The following is a 19,758-nucleotide window of genomic DNA, read 5'->3' as shown; positions in this document are numbered from 1 at the left end:
TACAGGCCTGCAAGAGCAAGTTTTGCGCCACCGCCCGGCACTGCCAACCGACTGGATAGCAATCGCCGAATAAGTGGATAGAGCCCCTCCCCCCGCGCTGGAAAACCCGCGCAAGGCTGCGCCAAACAGTAGCTCATCGCTGCGCGCCGGTGCAGCCGCCGATCGCCTGGTGGGTATTGCCTACCCGCAGGAGCACGGCTTGCCTGCGCTGGCGTTTCTCCTGGCACACCGCGTCGCTTCAACCGCGAGCACGCTTCGCTCCTACGACACGCGTCGTCGTTCAACTTTGTGGATGGCCTTGGCCGACTAAGCGGATAGCCGCTCGGGGGCTGCGCTCCTTTTAATGCAGGCACCGATTGGCCTGAACAAAAAAGGTACCCGCTCATGAGTGGTGCAAGAAACGCAGAACAATGGAAAAGCTTCATCGACGGCTGCCTGGACTTTCGCCCCGCCGACGGCGTGTTCCGCATCGCCCGGGACATGTTCACCGAGCCCGAGCTGTTCGACCTGGAGATGGAACTGATCTTCGAGAAGAACTGGATCTACGCCTGTCACGAAAGCGAGATCGCCAACAACCACGACTTCGTGACGATGCGCGCCGGGCGCCAGCCGATGATCATCACCCGCGACGGCGAAGGCCGGCTCAACGCGCTGATCAACGCCTGCCAGCACCGCGGCACCACCCTGACCCGGGTCGGCAAGGGCAACCAGTCGACCTTCACCTGCCCCTTCCACGCCTGGTGCTACAAGAGCGACGGGCGCCTGGTGAAGGTCAAGGCGCCGGGGGAATACCCCGAAGGCTTCGACAAGGCCACCCGCGGCCTGAAGAAAGCGCGCATCGACAGCTACAAGGGCTTCGTCTTCATCAGCCTCGACACCCAGGCCGACAATTCTCTGGAAGACTTCCTCGGCGACGCCAGGGTGTTCTTCGACATGATGGTCGCCCAGTCGCCCACCGGGGAGCTGGAGGTGCTGCCCGGCAAGTCCGCCTACACCTACGACGGCAACTGGAAGCTGCAGAACGAGAACGGCCTGGACGGTTATCACGTGAGCACCGTGCACTACAACTACGTGGCCACTGTGCAGCACCGCCAGCAGGTCAACAGCGAAACCGGCGGCGCCAGCGCCACCCTCGACTACAGCAAGCTCGGCGCCGGCGATGCCAACACCGACGACGGCTGGTTCGCCTTCGAGAACGGCCACAGCGTGCTGTTCAGCGACATGCCCAACCCCGCGGTGCGCTCCGGCTACGCCAGCATCATGCCGCGGCTGGTGGAGGAATACGGCCAGGCCAAGGCCGAATGGATGATGCATCGCCTGCGCAACCTGAACATCTACCCGAGCCTGTTCTTCCTCGACCAGATCAGCTCGCAGCTGCGGATCATCCGCCCGCTGGCCTGGAACAAGACCGAGATCATCAGCCAGTGCATCGGGGTCAAGGGCGAGTCCGACGCCGACCGCGAGAATCGCATCCGCCAGTTCGAGGATTTCTTCAACGTCTCGGGCATGGGCACGCCGGACGACCTGGTGGAATTCCGCGAAGCCCAGCGCGGCTTCCAGGGCCGCCTGGAGCGCTGGAGCGACATCTCCCGCGGCAGCCACCGCTGGGTCACCGGGCCGACCCGCAACAGCGAAGCCATCGGCATCCAGCCGGCCATGACCGGCACCGAATTCACCCACGAGGGGCTGTACGTCAACCAGCACGGCAACTGGCAGCGCTTCCTGCTCGAAGGCCTGGCCCGCAAGGCCGCCGCAGAACACTCCCTCAAGCTCAAGGAGGTGTGACGATGAACGCCGACCTGCAATACCGCGTCGAACAGTTCTTCTACCGTAAGTCCGAGCTGTGCGACGCCCAGGACTGGGACGCCTACCTCGAACTCTTCGCCCCGCACAGCGAGTTCCACCTGCCGCAGTGGGATTCCGAGCACGTCTACACCACCGATCCGAAGCGCGGCATGTCGCTGATCTACTACGCCAACCGCTCGGGCCTGGAAGACCGGGTGTTCCGCATCCGCACCGGCAAGGCCGCCTCGACCATCCCCATGCCGCGCACCCTGCACGACATCGGCAACGTGCGCATCGCCGAACAGGCCGACGGCAGCCTGCAAGTGCGCCTGAACTGGCACACGCTGTTCTATCGCCTGGGCACCGCCGAGCAGTTCTTCGGCCACGCCACCTACAACCTGATGGCCCATGGCGACAGCTGGCTGATCACCCGCAAGCATGTGCTGCTGCTCAACGACACCATCAATTCGGTGCTCGACTTCTACCACCTCTGACGGAGACCGGGCATGAACCACAAGGTCGCGTTCAGCTTTGCCGATGGCAAGACGCTGTTCTTTCCGGTGAACGCCAACGAAATACTGCTCGATGCCGCCCTGCGCAATGGCATCAAGATCCCCCTGGACTGCCGCGAAGGCGTCTGCGGCACCTGCCAGGGCCGCTGCGAATCCGGCCGCTACAGCCAGGACTACGTGGACGAGGAGGCCCTCACCCCCGCGGACCTGGCCCAGGGCAAGATGCTCAGTTGCCAGACCCGGGTGCAGTCCGATGCCACCTTCTACTTCGACTTCGACTCCAGTCTGTGCAGCAGCGCGGGGCCGGCGCCGCTGAGCGGCACGGTCAGCGAGGTGCGCCAGGTCAGCGACAACACGGCGATCCTGCAATTGCAGCTCGACCAGGCGCCGCTGGATTTCCTGCCGGGGCAATACGCCCGGCTGTCGGTGCCCGGCACGGCGAGCAAGCGTTCCTACTCGTTCGCCAATCGCGCGGGCAGCCAGCAGTTGCAATTCCTCCTGCGCCTGCTGCCCGACGGGGCGATGAGCAATTACCTGCGCGAACGCTGCCAGGTCGGCGACCGCATCGAGCTGGAGGCGCCCCTGGGGGCGTTCTACCTGCGGCATATCGTCCGCCCGCTGGTACTGGTCGCCGGCGGCACCGGCCTGTCGGCGCTGCTGGCCATGCTCGAACAACTGGTGGCCGACGGCTGCACCCAGCCGGTGCACCTGTACTACGGCGTGCGCCACGCCGCCGACCTGTGCGAGACCGCGCGCATCGAGGCCTTTGCCGGCCAACTGCCGGGCTTTCGCTACACGGCGGTGGTCAGCGAGCCGACGGTGGACTGGCCGGGCAAGCGCGGCTACATCGCCGAGCATTTCGACCTCAGCGAACTGCGCGACACGGCGGTGGACATGTATGTCTGCGGGCCGCCGCCGATGGTCGAATCGATCCGCAACTGGCTGCAAGATCAGCAACTTGAGAGCGTTCAGCTGTATTACGAGAAGTTCACCGAGAGTACTATCTGATCCGTCAGCATTCAGCCCGGACCCGGCCGCGTATACCGGCGGGTCTGATAACAACGATAAAGAGAGCGTGTGTAGTGGATGAGATCTTGAAACCCGGCGAACTCAAGCGTGGCTTGAAGAATCGCCATATCCAGCTGATTGCCCTGGGCGGGGCGATCGGCACCGGACTGTTCCTGGGCTCCGCCGGCGTGCTCAAGTCCGCCGGCCCCTCGATGATTCTCGGCTATGCGATTGCCGGGTTCATTGCCTTCCTGATCATGCGCCAGCTCGGCGAGATGATCGTCGAAGAGCCGGTGGCCGGCTCCTTCAGCCACTTCGCGCACAAATACTGGAGCGGCTACACCGGCTTTCTCGCCGGCTGGAACTACTGGGTGCTGTACGTGCTGGTGGGCATGGCCGAACTGACCGCGGTGGGCAAGTACATCCAGTTCTGGTGGCCCGAGATCCCGTCCTGGGTCAGCGCGGCGGTGTTCTTCGTGCTGATCAACCTGATCAACATGATGAACGTGAAGAACTTCGGCGAGATGGAGTTCTGGTTCGCGATCATCAAGGTGGTGGCGATCATCGGCATGATCGTCCTCGGCTGCTACATGCTGTTCAGCGGCAGCGGCGGCCCCCAGGCCGCGGTGAGCAACCTGTGGAGCCACGACGGCTTCTTCCCCAACGGCGGCACCGGCCTGCTGATGGCCATGGCCTTCATCATGTTCTCCTTCGGCGGCCTGGAACTGGTGGGCATCACCGCCGCCGAGGCCAGCGAGCCGCGCAAGGTGATTCCCAAGGCGATCAACCAGGTGGTGTACCGGGTGCTGATCTTCTACGTCGGCGCCCTGACCGTGCTGCTCTGCCTGTACCCCTGGAACGAGTTGCTGGTCAGCCTCAACGCCTCCGGCGACTCCTACAGCGGCAGCCCGTTCGTGCGGATCTTCGCCCTGATCGGCAGCGACACCGCCGCGCAGGTGCTGAATTTCGTGGTCCTGACCGCCGCGCTGTCGGTGTACAACAGCTGCGTGTACAGCAACAGCCGCATGCTCTACGGCCTGGCCGAACAGGGCGATGCGCCCAAGGCGATGATGAAGCTCAACAAGCAGGGCGTACCGCTGTCGGCCCTGGGCGTCTCGGCGCTGATCACCCTGCTCTGCGTGCTGGTCAACTACCTGGCGCCGCACGAAGCCCTGGAGCTGCTGATGGCGCTGGTGGTCGCCTCGCTGATGATCAACTGGGCGCTGATCAGCCTGACCCACCTGAAGTTCCGCAAGTCCATGGACCAGCAGGGCACGGTGCCGGCGTTCAAGACGTTCTGGTTCCCGTTCAGCAACTACCTGTGCCTGGCCTTCATGCTGGTGATCATCAGCGTGATGCTGATGATTCCGGGGATCCGGGTATCGGTCTACGCCATTCCGGTATGGGCCCTGGTGATCTGGGGCTTCTACCGCCTGCGGCTGGCCAGGGCGGGCGCGCGGGCGGTGGCCTGACGGAGCGGCGGCGCGCCCATCGCGGGCAAGTCGGATCGCCGCCCGCTTGCTCCTACAGAAGCACAGCTCGCTCGCGATGAATAGGGTTCCTGTAGGAGCGAGGCTTGCCCGCGATGAACGATGACACGGTGCCCCGATGACTAGGCCCCGTGTTCAACATGAAAAAGGCCCGGCATTCATCGAATGCCGGGCCTTTTTCCTGCCTGCCGTTTACAGCGTCGAACGCACCCGCCACAGCTCGGGGAACAGCACGGTGTCGAGCATCTTGCGCAGGTAGCCGACGCCTTCGGTGCCGCCAGTGCCGGGCTGGAAGCCGATGATGCGCTCCACCGTGGTCACATGGCGGAAGCGCCATTGACGGAAGGAGTCCTCCAGGTCGATGAACTTCTCCGCCAGCTGATACAGGTCCCAGTAACGCGACGGGTCGGCGTAGACCTCGCGCCACGCCGCTTCCACCGATGGCTCGTGCTGGGTCGGCGCGCGGCTGTCGAGGGCCAGGCGCTGGGGATCGATGGCCAGGCCGGCCTTGGCCATCAGGCCGATGGCCTCGTCGTACAGCGACGGCGTGGCGATTGCCAGCTCCAGCTCCTTGAGCAGCTCCGGACGGTGGGCATGGGGGCGCAACAAGGTCGCGCTCTTGTTGCCGAGGATGAACTCGATCTCGCGATACTGGAACGACTGGAAGCCCGACGACTGCCCTAGGTATGGCCGAATCGACTTGTACTCGGACGGAGTCATGGTCGCCAGCACCGCCCAGGCGTGCACCAGCTGGTCGAAGATCCGCGACACCCGCGCCAGCATCTTGAACGCCGGTGGCAACTGGCCCTGATGCACATGGTCGCGAGCCGCCTTGAGCTCATGCAGCATCAGCTTCATCCACAGCTCCGACGTCTGGTGCTGGATGATGAAGAGCATTTCGTTGTGGTCCGGCGACAGCGGGTGCTGGGCATTGAGGATGCGCCCCAGGTCCAGGTAGTCGCCGTAGCTCATGGTGTTGGAGAAATTCAGCTCGGCATCATGCCACCCCTCCGGTGGCGGGTTGTTCGAGTAAGGACATTGACTCATCGCGTGGGCTCCTCATGTCAGGTCGCGGCTGCCCGATTCCCCCGGCGCGACCGGCTCGCGGCCGCCGGGGATCGAAGCTTCGTTGTTGTAGAAAGGCTGGCGCAATTATCGCGGCAAGGGCCGCAGGATCGCACGCACCGGGCTCGCATCCAGATGGGCGAAACGCAGGGGCAGCGCGATCAGTTCGTAGTCGCCCTCGGGCACCCCGTCGAGCACGATGCCCTCGAGAATCGCCAGGCCATGGCGAGCCACGGCGTTGTGCGCGTCCATGGTCTTCGATTGCTGCGGGTCGAGGGACGGGGTGTCGATGCCGATCAGGCGCACGCCGTGGCTGGCCAGCAGCTCGACGGTTTCCTTGGCCACGGCGCTGAAGTCCGGGTCCCAGGTGCTCAGCGGTGCCTGTCGATAGGTCCGCAGCAGCACCCGTTCGGGCAGATTGTCCAGATGGCCCTCCAGATGCCGGGGCAATACCAGCGGGCCGCAACCCAGGCAATGCACGATCCGGCACGGGCCGAGGTAGACATCCAGCGGCACCTCGCCGATGGGCGCGCCATCGGGGCGGTAATGCAGCGGCGCATCGACATGCGCGCCAGTATGCGGCGACAGGGTGATGCGCCCGACATTCACCGGGCACTCGGGCCCGTACTGCCAGACCCGCTCTTCCTGGAACGGCGTGTCGCCAGGCCAGGTCGGGGTCGCGATACTCAGGGGCGGGCTGATATCCCACCAGCTTGGGGTTGTGTTCATCGTGCTGCTCTCGGCCACTTCGAGCTGAATCATACGAGCGATGCCCGTGAAGATTCTTGCGAAATACTCCGATGAGCGTGGATTCTTTCGCATGAAATGCCAGGAAACATCTGATTAGCGGTTGGAAATTTCAATGTTATTCCAGCAACACGCGCTGCGTTTCTGGACACCCCGATGTCGAGTACAGACAACCGGGCGAACGGCGGGCGCTATAGGGTGCGACTTCAGCTAGCCCTACTGCCTGGAGCCATCATGACCCGTCCTATTACCGTCCTTCGCGATACCCACCCGCTACCAGTGCTCGACGCCTGCAAATGGGAAAAACTCGAAGGCGACCCACACACCGTCAACCTCAACGCCTACACCAGCGAAGACGGCAGCAAGATCATGGGCACCTGGATCTGCACGCCCGGCAAATGGCGCGTGGACTACGTGAAGTGGGAGTACTGCCATTTCCAGGAAGGCTACTGCGTGATCACCCCGGACGGCATGGAACCGATCCACCTGCGCGCCGGCGATATCTTCGTGGTCGAGCCTGGCATGAAAGGCACCTGGGAAGTGGTCGAGACCGTGCGTAAGTACTTCGTTTTCGCCTGAAACCCCGCAAACCTGTAGGAGCGAAGCTTGCTCGCGATGGCGGCGTGCCTGATACACCGCATTGCCTGGATCGCGGGCAAGCCTCGCTCCTACAGGCCCTGAAATAAAAAACCGGGAGCCCACCCGACGTGGGTCCCGGAAACGTGCAGCGTCCACCGATAGGGGGCCGGCCGGCGACCGCTGCAGGTCGCAGGCCGGGGTCGTGCCTAACCGGGCTTGCGGTAGCTGTTGACGATGGCCGAGAAGTCCAGCCCCCCTTCCCCGCGCAGGCTCATGGCCTGGTACAACTGCTGCGCCACGGCGCCCAGCACCACCGGCTGATGCGCCTGACGGGCGGCCTCGGTGGCCAGCCCCAGGTCCTTGAGCATCAGTTCGGCGCCGAAGCCGCCGGTGTAGCCACGCGCGGCCGGCGCGGTCTCGATCACGCCCGGCCAGGGGTTGTAGGTGTCGGAACTCCAGCAGCGCCCGGTGGAGCTGTTGATGATGCCCGCCAGCACCTGGGTGTCGATCCCCAGGGCATTGCCCAGGGCCATGGCCTCGCTGACCCCGATCATCGAAATGCCCAGCAGCAGATTGTTGCAGATCTTGGCGATCTGCCCGGTGCCGACCTCACCGCAGTGCACGATATTGCGCCCCATCTGCGCCAGCACCGGCTGCAGGGTGGCGAACAATTCGGCGCCGGCCCCGACCATGAACGTCAGGGTGCCCGCCGCCGCCCCGCCCGTGCCGCCAGAGACCGGGGCATCGGCCATGGCCACGCCTTGCTTGGCCGCCGCTGCCGCGACATCGCGGGCGGTCTGCGGATCGATGGTGCTGCAGTCCACCGCCGGCGTGCCCCGGGCGATCCCCGCCAGCACACCGTCTTCGCCCAGCCAGACGCTGCGCACATGGGCGGCGGCCGGCAGCATGGTGATCACCAGTTCGCTGCCTTCGGCGGCGGCGCGGGGCGAGGCGCTGATGCTGCCGCCCAGCCCGGCCAGTTCCTTGAGCACGGTCTGGTTGAGGTCGAACAGGTTCAGCTGATGCCCGGCCTTGAGCAGGTTGCGCGCCATGGGCGCCCCCATGTTGCCGAGGCCGATGAATGCGATTTTCATGAGCGACTCCTCAACGCAGATGGATGGTGGTGTTCACGCCATCGTTGACGCTGTCGTCGTCGAACCAGCGGCTGGTGACGGTCTTGGTCTGAGTGTAGAACTGCACCACTTGCTTGCCGTAGGGCCCCAGGTCGCCCAGCTTGGAACCGCGGGATCCGGTGAAGCTGAAAAACGGCACTGGCACCGGGATCGGGATGTTGATCCCGACCTGGCCGACGTCGATCTCGGCCTGGAACTTGCGCGCCGCCGCACCGCTCTGGGTGAACAGGCCGGTGCCGTTGCCGAAGGGGTTGGCGTTGACCAGGGCGATGGCCTGGTCGAGGGTGTCCACCTCCAGCACCACCAGCACCGGGCCGAAGATTTCCTGGGTGTAGATCTGCATGTCGGTGGTCACCCCGGAGAACAGGGTCGGGCCGACGAAGTTGCCCTGCTCGAACCCCGGCACCTTGATGTCGCGGCCGTCCAGCTCCAGCTTGGCGCCTTCCTTGATGCCACTTTCGATCAGGCCCAGCACGCGCTCCTTGGCCCGCTTGGAAATCAGTGGCCCGACGTCGGTGCCCGGCTCGCTGCCGGCATTGACCTTGAGTTTCTGCGCCAGGGCCTTGAGGTCGGGTAGCCATTGCTTCGCCGCGCCCACCAGGACCACCACTGAAGTGGCCATGCAGCGCTGGCCGGCTGCGCCGAAACCGGCGCCGACCAGGGCATTGAGCGCCTGCTCGCGGTTGGCGTCGGGCAGTACCACGGCGTGGTTCTTCGCGCCCATCATCGACTGCACGCGCTTGCCGTGTTTGCCGGCCAGGTCGTAGACGTGGGTGCCGACCGCGGTGGAGCCGACGAACGACACCGCCTTGATATGCGTGTGGGTGCACAGCTTGTCCACCACTTCCTTGCCACCGTGCACCACGTTGAGCACACCGGGCGGAACCCCGGCCTCCAGCGCCAGCTCCACCAGCAGCATGGTCGACAGCGGGTCCTGCTCCGAAGGCTTGAGCACGAAGGTGTTGCCGCAGGCAATGGCCATCGGGAACATCCACAGCGGAATCATCGCCGGGAAGTTGAACGGGGTGATCCCGGCGCAGACGCCGATCGGCTGGCGCAAGGTATAGGTATCCACGCCACCGGCGACGTTCTCGGCGAACTCGCCCATCTGCAGGGTGCCGATCGAGCAGGCATGCTCGACCACTTCCAGGCCGCGGAAGATATCGCCTTCGGCATCGGCGATGGTCTTGCCCTGTTCGGCGCTGAGCACCTGGGCGATGCGCTTGGAGTGTTCGCGAATCAGTGCCTGGAGCTTGAGCATGATGCGCATCCGCGCGCCGATCGGGGTCAGTTTCCAGGTCTGGAAGGCGCGCTGCGCGGCTTCGATGGCGGCGTCGACTTCATCCGCGGTGGCGAATGGCACCTTGGCCAGCACCTGCTGGGTGGCCGGGTTGGTGATGTCGTGCCACTCGGTAGTGCGGGACTCGACCCACTGGCCGTCGATCAGCAGCTTGACCGTTTGCAGGGTGGTGCCGTCGGGCTTGAGGGATGCGTTCATGCGGGTCTCCTGACTTCTTGAGGTTCTTGTGCAGGGAGCCAAGGCGGGGGGTCGCCTTGAAATGAGGCGTGTGTCGCGAGCTTGGTCGTCGGACGGTTTTTGGAGTATAGATGTGCAAACTTCTAATAAGAACGCACATAAAATCCGGTCCATCATGCAAAAAAACATCACCTCCCTCGGCTCGTTGAACTGGGACGACCTGAAGTTTTTCCTCGAAGTGGCGCGCACCCGCAAGGCCAGCAGCGCCGCCAAGCGCCTGGCGGTGGACTACACCACGGTGTCGCGGCGCATCGGTTCTCTGGAGGTCGCGCTGGGCACCCTGCTGTTCGAAAAATCCCGGACCAACGGCTTCGTGCTGACCGCCGAGGGCCAGCGATTGCTGGGTTACGCCGAGTCGATCGAAAGCACCCTGCACATGGCCTGCGAACAGGTCTCGGGCTCCGGCGTGGCGCTCTCGGGCCACGTGCGCATGGGCTGCACCGAAGGCTTCGGCAGCTTTTTCATCACCCCGCAACTGAGCCACTTCGTCGACGCCTACCCGGCGATCTCGGTGGACATCCTGCCGCTGCCGCACTTCATCAGCCTGTCCAAGCGCGAAGCCGATATCGTCATCGCCCTGGAGCGCCCGGAACACGGCCCCTACGTCTGCTGCAAGCTGTGCGATTACCGCCTGCAGCTCTACGCGACCCAGGAATACCTCGACCAGCACCCACCGATCCGCCGCCCAGCGGACCTCGGCGAGCATCAGTTCATCAGCTACGTGGACGACCTGGCATTCAGCTCGGAGCTGCTGTACCTGGCCAATGTGCTGCCCGGCGCCAGCGCCCACCTGCGCAGCACCAGCGTGATCGCCCAGTACGTGGCGGCGCAGCAGGGTCGCTCGCTGGCGATCCTGCCGTGCTTCCTGGCGGCCCAGGACCCGAACCTGCTGCCCGTGCTGCCGGAAGACATCAACATCACCCGGCAATTCTGGATGTACTGCCGCGAGGACCTGAGGAAGCTCAAGCGCATTACGCTGTTGTGGGACTACATACGCAGCGTGACGGAGCAGAATCAGGAACTGCTGATGGGGCAGAGCCGAGCGATGGTGTTTGCCGACTCATAGTCCGGAAAGGACGCCGCCCAAGTTCAGAATCGTCCTAAAGCCTTGCCCATCGCCACTTGCTAGGTTCGCAAAGCTCTCCAAAGAGCCTCGCGGATCGGTCAACGCAAGGACGATAAAATGCTCTCTTCTGCTCGCCTGGGCGACAAACACCTCTGTCCTCTTCCCGGTCACGGCACCACACCGATTGCTTCTGCATCCGGGGACATCAATATCAATGGCGTGGGCGCGGCCCGAGTCGGTGATACCTGCGGCTGTGGTGCGGTCATCACCACGGGGTTTCCCTCGATCATTCTGAATGGTCGCCCCATGGCTCACTTGGGCAGCCCGACCAGTCATGGCGGGACAATCATCAGCGGCTCGTCCGATACCTTCGGTGGCTTTGTCTTTGGGCCTGCTCCGGATGCCGCAATCATTAACTTCGCCATGCTCGGGGCGTTTCGACCTGATGGTTCTGTCGATGATGAAAAGATCGCGACCTTGTTGGCCGACCCGAGACTGATCGAGAAGGCTACCGTTGCGAATGCTTTGGTCGATCCACGCGCAGCCTCCAAGGCGCCTGAAGAGAAGCCCGAGGAGAACGTCTGCAATGACCCCGACATGATGGAGGAGCTGGCGGCCTATATTGCGGGCGAGATGAATACCAACATCAACAGTCCGTCTGTGCGACAGATGAAGGATTTGAATAGCTTTGATCCAGCAGCGGAAACACGGAAGTACGCTGAGCTTCCGTTCTACTTGCGACTCGGTCTCGGTCCGGACTTCTATAGCTTGGCGCTGGGGAAGAAAGCGAAGGCTTTGGCTATCTGGACTGAGCGAGTCGGACAGGGACGAGCGTGGGACCACAAGCCGATACTGCAAAAACTCTTTGGTGAATATCCTTGGCACAAACAAGGTGCCTATGAGTATTTCTACGATATCTGGTCGAACATCCATTACGGATATGTGGGTGTCGCAGGTGGTTTTTCTGAGAGTGTCTTACTCGATGGTGCTGGTGTAGAGCAAATCGGATCGGACACTTGGCGCTTCATCAAAAACCCCAGGAGATTTGATGGTCCGCAAAGGACCAAGGGTGTTGAGGGTATGCGCGCATGGGATGATGTACCCGATAGAGTCTCGATCATTATAGGGATGAGCCTATACAAGGAATATCCAATGGGTGGCCTCACAGGGAAGATCATTATGGACAAAGTGTTGGCAGTCCCCATGAGCGACTGGGCGAAAGGGGTTCAACTGCATGTCTGCAAGTAAGAAAAAGCGCTACTTAGGAGGAGGGCTTACAGGACTCGTTTGCCTCCTTATTGCATGCTGGTATTTGGCTTTGCCAAGGGTTGTCATGCACTACTCAGATGACGGCTCAAAAGAGTTCAAATACGTCTTCAATACGCAGCATTCAATATTTCGACGGGACCTGAGGCCGGGTGAGACAACCGGTGATGCGGGACATATCTTTCCCGATAAAGATTTCTTCATGATGTTCGATTGGTGGGCCGATACGGCCCCACCCCGGTGCATCTACATCACGCCAGAACGCTGGAGAACAATGGATGTTTACCTTGATCAGGGCGGTAAGATCGACCTCACTAAAACCGCTCCTGACGTTATTGCCCGCCTGAAACGGTGTCCTGGCCAACCCGACCCTTTCCGCCCCTAAAACGCCCTACCAAAACCACCACGTGGGACTCCCTACACAGCGTGACCAAACAGAATCAGGCCCTGCTGAAAGGGCAGCCCCGGGCAATGCCGTTCGCCCATCAGTCGGCGATCACCACAATCGAGACGCGGCGGTTTTCGGTACGCCCGGCCACGGTGTTGTTGGGCGCTACCGGCTCGCTGCTGCCGAGGCCGCGCAGCTGGATGTTTTCTTCGCGCATGCCGGTGCCTACCAACACCTTGCTCACGCTTTTTGCCCGGCGCAGGGACAGTTGCTGGTTATAGGTTTCCTTGCCGGAGGCGTCGGTGTGGCCGTCGACCCGGACCTTGTCGATGTGCACGCTGACCAGCGCCTTGCCGATACGCTGGACGATGTCGGTACTGGCGGCATTCAGCGTCTCGATATCGCTGCCGAACAGCACCTTGCCGGACAGGCCGAAGGCCCAGCCCTCATCCGTCAGCTCGAAGCCTTCCTGCTTGAGCACCGCCACCTGCTGTGGAGTCAGCCCTTTGGGCGGCACGCTCTGGCAGCCGGTCAACGCAAGCAGCGCCAGCAACAGCACCGCAGGGAAAAAACGCAGGCAAGATCGAATCGAAGAAAACAAGGGATTAGCTCCTGGATTGAATGTGAACGACGGGGGAATCCTCCCCCGCCGTGTGTTGCCCGCCGCGGGCAACACGCTTGGCCTGATACATCGCTGCGTCGGCGGCATTGAGCAGCGCACCCGGGGTGGTGCCATGATCAGGGTAGACGGCAATGCCGATACTGAGCGATGTCAGTACCGAGGTGCTGCCCGGCAGGACAATCGGCGCCTCCATGCTGGCGATGATCTTGTCGGCGATACGCTGGGCATCTTCGATCCGGTGCAGCGGGGTCAACAGAATGGCGAACTCGTCGCCCCCCAGGCGTGCCACCAGGTCCTCCTCGCGCAGTTGCGCGCGCACCCGTGAGGCCACCGCCATCAACACCGCGTCGCCGGCCGCGTGGCCGAAATTGTCGTTGATCACCTTGAAGCGGTCGCTGTCGAGAAACAGCACCGCTACCCGCTCGTCGAGCTTGCTCGCGCTGCGCAGCGCGCGGATCAGTCGCCCTTCGAAAAATGCCCGGTTCGGCAAGCCGGTCAGGCTGTCATGGCTGGCCTGGTGGGCCAGGGTTTCGTTTTCGCTCTGCAGATGGCTTTGCCAGGCTTCCAGCTCATCGAGCAAGGCATTGAAGTCGTTGCCCAGGTTGTCCAGTTCGGCAATCTGCGCAGGCGGTACCCGCACGTCGAACGCCCGCTCGCGGCGTGCGGCGTGAGCCACATCGGCCAGGCTGCGCAACGGCCCGGTAATCCCGCGCAACTGGCGGCGCGCCAGATACAATGCGACCCAGGCGCTCACCGCAATGCACAGGACAATCCCCACCAGCCCACTGAGCAGGAAACGCAGCAGGCTGCCGCCGTGCCCAGTCAGGGCGATGCTGCCGATTTCCCGTCCCTGATGCAGGATCGACACGGTGATGGGCTTCTCCAGAAACGCACGGGCGATCTGCATTTCCAGCTCGGTCAGCAGGCCGGTTTCCGGGCGTTCCCAATGAGCCAGCACGCGGCCCTGGGCGTCGAGCACCCGGGCATCGGCCACCTCCTCGGTGGAGGCGATCAGGGCCAGGGCTTCGGTCGCCGCCGCGCTGTCGTTGAACACCACCGCGGCTTCCACGGTGTAGTTGATCGAGCGGGCAATCAGATGCAGGTTGTGGTCGGCATAGACCCGCAACGCCAGCACCCCGAGAAAGGTCAGGGACAGGCTGGCCATGGAAATGGCCAGCAGCGCGACGATCAGGTTTCCGCGACCAATGACCGAACGCAACGTAGGACGCGCAGGAGATCTGAAGAGGCTCATGATGCCGCCGGTCGACGACGGGAAAGTTGCAGCACGCTCGGGTGAATCCGCACGCCACTGCGCGCCACCGAGTCCAGGTTGACCTCGAATGACACCTGGTTATCGCTGACCCGCAGGCAGAACAAGCTACCCACCGTGCACTGGTCACCGCCCTCGCTGATGCTCAGCACCGGATGCCCGACCAGGGAATTGAACAGGCGGGTGCGCTGTTCGTCGGTCAACTTGCCGATGTACACCGCATCGCACTCGCTGACGATGGCCGGATGATCGGCCAACAGCCGACGCACCAATACCGGTCGCCCGGTGGCCTGGGTCGTGCCCTTGACCAGGTCGTCGGTGTATTCGGTCGGCCCGATCACGCACAGACGCAGTTGGGCCGGCTCCACCGGCCAGCGCGCATAACTGAGAATGCCCAGCACCACCTGGGTTACCGCCTTGGCGCGTTGCTCCGCCGGGCTGGCGGCAGGCTCGGGTTGCGCGACGGCGAAAGTGCTCAGCAGACAGACAAGGGCGCACAGCAGTATCTGCCTCCAGCCCGAAAAGCGCTCCGTCGCCGAGACAGCCACGTTCATGCAGGGATTCTCTTTGATCTTCATACAATGATGCCGCAACGATAGCACAGCCAGAGAAACCGCCGCGAGGCTCCCAGGCATGGGTAGCAGGCTATTGGTTTAGAAAAAAATGAAGTAACGATTTGAGCCTTCCTATTCTTCATGCCTGCATCGCCTGCTTAAGATCGGCGCCAGAGAGTGAGCCGTCCAGCACCCTCGGTGAGATCGGATCCGCAGAGATCCGGCTCAAGGAATGTCTTTTGCTACTGCCCAGTATCGCCGCCTCGGCCACCTGCCGCTGCGGTGCCATGAGTAGCCCAAGACATCTTTGAGGTTAGCCGATGCAACTGGAAATATTCCGCACACTCTGGGGCTATACCGGCAGCAAGGCCGAGGCACTCGACGAGCTGCTGGCCGCCGGCTTCGACGGTATGGAAGCCCGCCTGCCTTTGCAAGCTCGCGAACGCGGCGAATTCGGCACTTTCCTGCGGGACAATCGCCTCGGCTATATCTGCACCGTTTTCACCGCCTACGACGTCCTGCCCGAACAGTCGGCCGCGTTCCAGGAACACCTGCTGGACCTGGACCGCAAACTCGCCTGGGCCGCCGAGCTGGCACCGCGCTTCGTCAACGTCCTGGCCGGCAACGACCGCTGGCCCCTGGCGCAACAAGTCGAATTCTTCGGCCAGGCCATGGAGCTGGCGCACAAGCATGGCCAGTTCTGCAGCTTCGAGACTCACCGCGCCCGCTCGCTGTTCAACCCCTGGGTCACCCTGGAGCTGATCCGGCAATTGCCCGGCCTGCGCTTCACCAGCGATATCAGCCATTGGGTCGTCACCTGCGAACGCTTGCTGGACGATCCTTTCGATGACCTGGCCCCGTTCGTCGAGCGCGTTCACCACATCCAGGCCCGGGTCGGTTACGACCAGGGGCCGCAAGTCCCGCACCCCGCCGCCCCGGAATATGCCCGTGAACTGGCGTTCCACCAGCAACACTGGGAGGCCGTCTGGCATTCGCAAAAGGCCCGTGGCTACCAGGTCAGCACCCTGACCCCGGAGTTCGGCGCCGACGGCTACCTGCATCACCTGCCCTTCACCAACGTGCCGGTGGCCGATCTCTGGTCGCTGAACCAGTGGATGGCCAGGACCGAGCGTGAACACTTCGACCGCTTCACCCACTCAACCCGTCCGTGAGGTTCTTGCGTCATGTCCGAGAAGATCGACAACACCCCGGCCAAGGCCAACTTCAAGCAGATCCCGGTGGTGGACATCGCCGGCCTGTTCAGCATCGAGCTGGAACACCGGCTGGCTGTCGCCGAGCAGCTGGGAGCAGCCGCCAGCGAAGTGGGCTTCCTCTATATCACCAGCCATGGCATCGACCCGCAGTTGATCGCCGATTTGCGCCAGGCCGCCAGGGACTATTTCGCCCAGCCCCTGGACACCAAGATGCAGCACTACATCGGCACCTCGAAAAGCCACAAGGGTTTCGTCCCCGAAGGCGAGGAGGTGTATGCCAAGGGCAAGCCGGATCACAAGGAAGCCTTCGACATCGGCTTCGAAGTGCCAGCCGACGATCCGCTGGTACTGGCCAACACGCCACTGCTGGGGCCGAACGAATGGCCAGCACTGCCCGGTTTCAAGGAGGCGGTACAAGCCTATTACACGGCCGTCTTCGCCCTCGGCAGGCGCCTGTTCAGCGGCTTTGCCCTGGCCCTGGGCCTGGAGGAAAACTATTTCGACGCCCTGGTCACCCGCCCGCCTTCCAAGCTGCGCCTGATCCACTACCCGTTCGACGATGCGGCCCAGGATGCCCCGGGCATCGGCGCCCACACCGACTACGAATGCTTCACCATCCTGCTGGCCGACAAGCCAGGCCTGGAGGTAATGAACAACCTGGGCCAGTGGATCGACGCCCCGCCCATTGCCGACGCCTTCGTGGTGAACATCGGCGACATGCTGGAGGTGATGACCGCCGGCGCCTTCGTCGCCACCGCCCACCGGGTGCGCACGGTCAGCGAGGAGCGCTACTCGTTCCCGCTGTTCTACGCCTGCGACTTCCATACCCAGATCAAGCCTTTGCCGCAGTTCGCCAAGGCCTCGGACGACTACGAGCAGATCGCCATCGGCGAACACATGTACGGCCAGGCCCTGCAGACCTATCAGTACCTGCGCAGACGCGTGGAGAACGGCGAGATCCGCTTGCCGGAAAAAGCCCGCAAGCCCTCGAGCTTCGGCCACCTGAAACATCAGTCGCAAGCGTCCTGACCGCCCTTTGCATCCATCCCCCGGAGAGACCCACCATGCTTAACAAAAACAATGTTGCTCGCCTGACCCTGCTCACCGCCGGCCTGTTGTGCGCCACCGCCGGCCTGGCCTCGACCGCGACACCGGGCCAGCTGAAGATCGGCATGGAAATCACCTACCCGCCGTTCGAATCCTATGACAGCGAGAAGAACGTGGTCGGCTCCGACCCGGAACTGGCCCACGCCCTGGCCAGGCACCTGAACGCCAAGGCCGAGTTCGTCGACACCAAGTTCCCCAGCCTGATCCTCGGCCTCAACGCCGGTCGCTACGACGCGATCATTTCCGGCATGTACATCACCCCGGAGCGGCAGACCCAGGCCATGACCATCGCCTACGCGAAAACCGGTGCGGCCATCATGGCGTCCAAGGACAGCGGCCTGAACCCACAAACCCCTGAAGACCTGTGCGGCCTGAAAGTCGGCCTGGAACAGGGCACCACCTGGGTCAGCCAGTTGCAGAAGCTCTCCAGCGACTACTGCGTGCCGAACAACAAGGGCGCGATCAGCGTCAACGAATACCCCTCGGCACCCGAAGTGACCCAGGCCCTGCTGTCGAAGAACATCCAGGCCCAGGTGGAAATCGCCGGCGCGGCGAAGATGATCGCCGAACGTACCAACGGCCGGGTGGTGGTCACCAGCCAGCACCTGATCTATCAACAGACCCTCGGGATCTTCGTCAAGAAAGGCAACGACGCCACCTACAAGGCGCTGCAGGAAGCCTTCGCCGAGAGCCGCAGGAACGGCGAGTACGCCGCGATCCTCGGCAAATACAACCTCGAGCCTGTGACCGACTGACCAGCCACTGCGGCGCACGGATGCGCCCTGACCGGCCCCTGATCGAGCGCATGGCGCCCGTCATGCTGCCGGCGATCCGAAGCCGCCCGAGGTGTTTATGCAATTCGACTGGTCCTACTTCTTCTCCCTGTTTTCCCTGCCCAGCTTCTGGCACGCCTGTGTCACCGTGATCCAGCTCAGCGCCCTGGCCTGGTTCATCGGCATGCTGCTGGGCTTTCTCCTGGCGTCGGCCAAACTCTCCAGCGCCGCCTGGCTCAGAACCCCGGCGGCGCTGTACATCTGGTTCTTTCGCAGCATCCCGCTGCTGGTGCTGGTGGTCTTCGTCTACAACCTGCCCCAGCTGTTTCCGGCCGCAGGTTCAGTGCTGTCCAACCCCTTCTACTCGGGGCTGCTCGCCCTGGTGGTGACCGAAGCGGCGTACATGGCGGAAATTCACCGCGGCGGGCTGATCTCGGTGGCCAAGGGGCAGAAGGAAGCCGGTCGTGCGCTGGGGATCGGCCTGGTCGGCCTGCAACGGCTGATCGTCATTCCCCAGGCCTTCCGCATTTCCTTGCCCACCCTGATCAACGAGTACATCACCGTGGTCAAGCTGACCTCGCTGATCTCGGTGATCTCCCTGACCGAACTGCTCACTGTCGGCCAGCGCCTGTATGCGCAGAACTTCCTGGTGATGGAAACCCTGGCCGCGGTGGCGGTGTACTACGTGCTGATCGTCACCCTGTTCGCCTGGCTGTTGCAGCGCCTGGAACGCCACCTGGACCTGAACCTGCGCACGCCGCAAACCCTGGACGACGCCGGCACCACACGGCTCCGGCAGCAGGCGCAACCGCTGCCGGCCCGTCCGCGCCCGCCAGCGGTGGCCGGCAGCGCCCCGGCCCTGCAACTGCAAAATATCCACAAGCGCTACGGCGATCATCAGGTCCTCAAAGGTGTCGACCTGAACATTGCCAGCGGCCAGGTGATCTCCATCATCGGTCCGTCCGGCTCGGGCAAGACCTCGCTGATCCGTACCATCAACGGCCTGGAACGCATCGACCAGGGCGAGATCGTGCTGTTCGGCAACAGCTTCATCAGCGCCGGCGACAATCTCCACAGCCCGCAGGTACGCGAGGGCGTGCGGCACATCGGCATGGTCTTCCAGAATTTCAACCTGTTCCCCCATCGCTGCATCCTCGACAACATCTGCCTGGCACCGCGTTACCACGGCAGCAGCAAGGCCTTGAGCGAACAGCAGGCCTACACCTTGCTGGACAAGGTCGGCCTGCTGGCCCACGCCCACAAGTACCCGCACCAGCTATCCGGCGGTCAGCAGCAGCGTGTGGCGATAGCCCGGGCCCTGGCGATGGAGCCGCAGATAATGCTCTTCGACGAGCCGACCTCGGCCCTCGACCCGGAGCTGGTGGGCGATGTGTTGAATGTGATTCGCGACCTGGCCAGGGAAGGCATGACCATGTTGATCGTCACCCACGAGATGGACTTCGCCCTGTCGATTTCCGATCGAGTGATCTTCATGGAAGGCGGCAATATCCAGCTGGACGCCAGCCCGCGGGCGATCCGCGAAGAAGAGGCCGGAGCACGGGTGAGGCGCTTCATGGGGCTCGAGCAGCCCAGTGCAACGGCGCTGGCCGCGGCGCTCTGATCGCGTGCCGAGCGCCAGCGG

General features: G+C 63.3%; 19 protein-coding genes. 12 read left to right on the top strand and 7 right to left on the bottom strand.

Translation table 11 applies throughout. From position 1 onward, the window contains the following. Window positions 1–384: 384 nt before the first annotated feature. The 4 genes from antA to TO66_RS03630 all read left to right on the top strand — a co-directional run bounded on the left by antA (window position 385) and on the right by TO66_RS03630 (window position 4,777). Window positions 385–1,785 carry an anthranilate 1,2-dioxygenase large subunit gene (antA, locus tag TO66_RS03645; protein WP_044461047.1) on the top strand — a complete coding sequence of 467 codons (1,401 nt, stop codon included), beginning with the start codon at window positions 385–387 and terminating at the stop codon, window positions 1,783–1,785. Window positions 1,786–1,787: 2 nt separating this feature from the next. Further along, on the top strand, window positions 1,788–2,279 hold the full coding sequence (antB, locus tag TO66_RS03640) for an anthranilate 1,2-dioxygenase small subunit (protein WP_044461046.1): 492 nt from the start codon (window positions 1,788–1,790) through the stop codon (window positions 2,277–2,279). A 12-nt stretch (window positions 2,280–2,291) separates the two neighbouring features. Next, window positions 2,292–3,305 (top strand): anthranilate 1,2-dioxygenase electron transfer component AntC, encoded by a 1,014-nt coding sequence (gene antC, locus TO66_RS03635; protein ID WP_044461045.1) that lies wholly within the window; start codon window positions 2,292–2,294, stop codon window positions 3,303–3,305. Between the two features lie 74 nt (window positions 3,306–3,379). Further along, window positions 3,380–4,777, top strand: coding sequence for an amino acid permease (locus TO66_RS03630; protein ID WP_044461044.1), 1,398 nt, complete (start codon window positions 3,380–3,382; stop codon window positions 4,775–4,777). Between the two features lie 210 nt (window positions 4,778–4,987). On the opposite strand, the gene kynA is transcribed toward TO66_RS03630, so the two are convergent. Further along, complete coding sequence (gene kynA / locus TO66_RS03625; RefSeq protein ID WP_044461043.1) at window positions 4,988–5,842, bottom strand: tryptophan 2,3-dioxygenase; 855 nt, start codon at window positions 5,840–5,842, stop codon at window positions 4,988–4,990. Between the two features lie 105 nt (window positions 5,843–5,947). Further along, the gene (gene kynB, locus TO66_RS03620; protein ID WP_044465932.1) at window positions 5,948–6,589 is read right to left on the bottom strand and encodes an arylformamidase; all 642 of its coding nucleotides are present in this window, start codon (window positions 6,587–6,589) and stop codon (window positions 5,948–5,950) included. Window positions 6,590–6,841: 252 nt separating this feature from the next. Between kynB and TO66_RS03615 the strand changes: the two genes are divergently transcribed. Beyond that, the gene (locus tag TO66_RS03615; RefSeq protein WP_044461042.1) at window positions 6,842–7,186 is read left to right on the top strand and encodes a cupin domain-containing protein; all 345 of its coding nucleotides are present in this window, start codon (window positions 6,842–6,844) and stop codon (window positions 7,184–7,186) included. Window positions 7,187–7,392: 206 nt separating this feature from the next. Here TO66_RS03615 and mmsB read toward each other — a convergent pair whose 3' ends face one another. Together mmsB and TO66_RS03605 are read right to left on the bottom strand one after the other, a co-directional pair. Further along, the gene (gene mmsB / locus TO66_RS03610) at window positions 7,393–8,280 is read right to left on the bottom strand and encodes a 3-hydroxyisobutyrate dehydrogenase (RefSeq protein WP_044461041.1); all 888 of its coding nucleotides are present in this window, start codon (window positions 8,278–8,280) and stop codon (window positions 7,393–7,395) included. A 10-nt stretch (window positions 8,281–8,290) separates the two neighbouring features. Next, window positions 8,291–9,817 (bottom strand): CoA-acylating methylmalonate-semialdehyde dehydrogenase, encoded by a 1,527-nt coding sequence (locus TO66_RS03605; protein ID WP_044461040.1) that lies wholly within the window; start codon window positions 9,815–9,817, stop codon window positions 8,291–8,293. A gap of 154 nt (window positions 9,818–9,971) precedes the next feature. Here TO66_RS03605 and TO66_RS03600 point away from each other — a divergent pair, with 154 nt between their 5' ends. From TO66_RS03600 to TO66_RS32215, 3 genes are all read left to right on the top strand, one after another. Beyond that, the gene (locus TO66_RS03600) at window positions 9,972–10,922 is read left to right on the top strand and encodes a LysR family transcriptional regulator (protein ID WP_044461039.1); all 951 of its coding nucleotides are present in this window, start codon (window positions 9,972–9,974) and stop codon (window positions 10,920–10,922) included. Window positions 10,923–11,039: 117 nt separating this feature from the next. Next, window positions 11,040–12,170: a polymorphic toxin type 44 domain-containing protein gene (locus TO66_RS03595; RefSeq protein WP_044461038.1), complete on the top strand. Its 1,131-nt coding sequence runs from the start codon at window positions 11,040–11,042 to the stop codon at window positions 12,168–12,170. Further along, window positions 12,157–12,573 carry a hypothetical protein gene (locus TO66_RS32215; RefSeq protein ID WP_082061034.1) on the top strand — a complete coding sequence of 139 codons (417 nt, stop codon included), beginning with the start codon at window positions 12,157–12,159 and terminating at the stop codon, window positions 12,571–12,573. Before TO66_RS03595 ends, TO66_RS32215 begins: the two co-directional genes overlap by 14 nt. A 100-nt stretch (window positions 12,574–12,673) precedes the next feature. Here the strand turns inward: TO66_RS32215 and TO66_RS03590 are convergent, their stop codons facing one another. The 3 genes from TO66_RS03590 to TO66_RS03580 are packed head-to-tail and all read right to left on the bottom strand — an operon-like array spanning window position 12,674 to window position 15,022. Continuing rightward, window positions 12,674–13,177, bottom strand: coding sequence for an OmpA family protein (locus TO66_RS03590; RefSeq protein WP_044461037.1), 504 nt, complete (start codon window positions 13,175–13,177; stop codon window positions 12,674–12,676). Window positions 13,178–13,181: 4 nt separating this feature from the next. Continuing rightward, window positions 13,182–14,450: a diguanylate cyclase domain-containing protein gene (locus TO66_RS03585; protein WP_044461036.1), complete on the bottom strand. Its 1,269-nt coding sequence runs from the start codon at window positions 14,448–14,450 to the stop codon at window positions 13,182–13,184. Further along, window positions 14,447–15,022, bottom strand: a complete 576-nt coding sequence (locus TO66_RS03580) for a YfiR family protein (protein ID WP_044461035.1) — start codon at window positions 15,020–15,022, stop codon at window positions 14,447–14,449. Before TO66_RS03580 ends, TO66_RS03585 begins: the two co-directional genes overlap by 4 nt. Before the next feature lie 320 nt (window positions 15,023–15,342). On the opposite strand from TO66_RS03580, the gene TO66_RS03575 reads away from it, so the two are divergent. The 4 genes from TO66_RS03575 (at window position 15,343) to TO66_RS03560 (ending at window position 19,737) form a co-directional block, all read left to right on the top strand. Further along, window positions 15,343–16,194, top strand: a complete 852-nt coding sequence (locus TO66_RS03575; protein ID WP_044461034.1) for a sugar phosphate isomerase/epimerase — start codon at window positions 15,343–15,345, stop codon at window positions 16,192–16,194. A gap of 12 nt (window positions 16,195–16,206) precedes the next feature. Then, window positions 16,207–17,265: an isopenicillin N synthase family oxygenase gene (locus tag TO66_RS03570; protein WP_044461033.1), complete on the top strand. Its 1,059-nt coding sequence runs from the start codon at window positions 16,207–16,209 to the stop codon at window positions 17,263–17,265. 35 nt (window positions 17,266–17,300) lie between these two features. Beyond that, a complete protein-coding gene (locus tag TO66_RS03565; RefSeq protein WP_044461032.1) occupies window positions 17,301–18,098 on the top strand; it encodes an ABC transporter substrate-binding protein in 798 nt (265 codons plus the stop codon). A gap of 97 nt (window positions 18,099–18,195) precedes the next feature. Then, window positions 18,196–19,737 (top strand): amino acid ABC transporter permease/ATP-binding protein, encoded by a 1,542-nt coding sequence (locus tag TO66_RS03560; RefSeq protein ID WP_044461031.1) that lies wholly within the window; start codon window positions 18,196–18,198, stop codon window positions 19,735–19,737. Window positions 19,738–19,758 lie beyond the last annotated feature (21 nt).

It is taken from the genome of Pseudomonas sp. MRSN 12121, assembly GCF_000931465.1.
Lineage (GTDB): Bacteria > Pseudomonadota > Gammaproteobacteria > Pseudomonadales > Pseudomonadaceae > Aquipseudomonas.
This window is presented reverse-complemented; position numbering and strand designations above follow the sequence as displayed.